Origin of the sequence: Pedobacter segetis, from assembly GCF_016623585.1 — a bacterium.
GTDB lineage: Bacteria > Bacteroidota > Bacteroidia > Sphingobacteriales > Sphingobacteriaceae > Pseudopedobacter > Pseudopedobacter segetis.
The window spans coordinates 1-603 of sequence record NZ_JAEHFY010000068.1 but is presented as its reverse complement, the minus strand read 5'-3'; the positions used below and the strand labels follow the sequence as shown (position 1 = coordinate 603).

Sequence of the window (603 nt, the reverse complement as noted above, 5' to 3'; positions counted from 1 at the left end):
GTTATAGCCAGTACTTCTTTTTCTTAAACTTGAAGAGTCAGCTTTAAATGTCCGCCTAAACCTTTCTGAATGATTTTCATTAAAGTTGAAAGTCTAATGTCAGATGCGTCATTTTCGATTCTTGAAATATAGGATTTATTGGTCCCACATTTTTCTGCAAGTTGTTCTTGTGTCATTCCCAACTTTGTTCGAGCTTCTTCAAGTAATGCACCAAGTCGGAAAGCTTCAAATTGCTGTTCCCATTCTTCACGTTTTGGATTTCCTTTTTCTCCGTATTTCTTGTCAAGAATTTCGTCTAATGTCGTTATGTTTTTTTTAGATGTCATTTTGATATTCCTCCATTATTTTAAGTGCCTTTTCAATCTCTTGTTTTGGTGTCTTTTGACTTTTCTTCTGAAAACCATTTCCAAGAACTACCAAATTTCCTTTGTCAAAAAAAGAAAATATTCGGTAAATATTACTTCCGACTTCTACCCGGATTTCGTAAAGTCCTTTTGTCCCTTGCATATGCTTAAAAAACTTTTCGGGGACTTTAGGAGTAACTTTTATCAGATTTAAAGTCCATTCGATTTTCGCCTGCACTTTGTCGTTCTGACTTTCATA

At 34.5% G+C, this 603-nt stretch carries 2 protein-coding genes; both read right to left on the bottom strand.

The genetic code is table 11. The annotated features are described in order from the left end of the window. Positions 1–23 precede the first annotated feature (23 nt). Entirely contained in the window at positions 24–326 is a 303-nt protein-coding gene (locus I5M32_RS16610) for a helix-turn-helix domain-containing protein (RefSeq protein WP_133263237.1), read from the bottom strand. Beyond that, a partial coding sequence (locus tag I5M32_RS16605) for a type II toxin-antitoxin system RelE/ParE family toxin (protein WP_200588292.1) occupies positions 316–603 on the bottom strand: 288 nt, incomplete at its 5' end. The genes I5M32_RS16605 and I5M32_RS16610, both read right to left, overlap by 11 nt.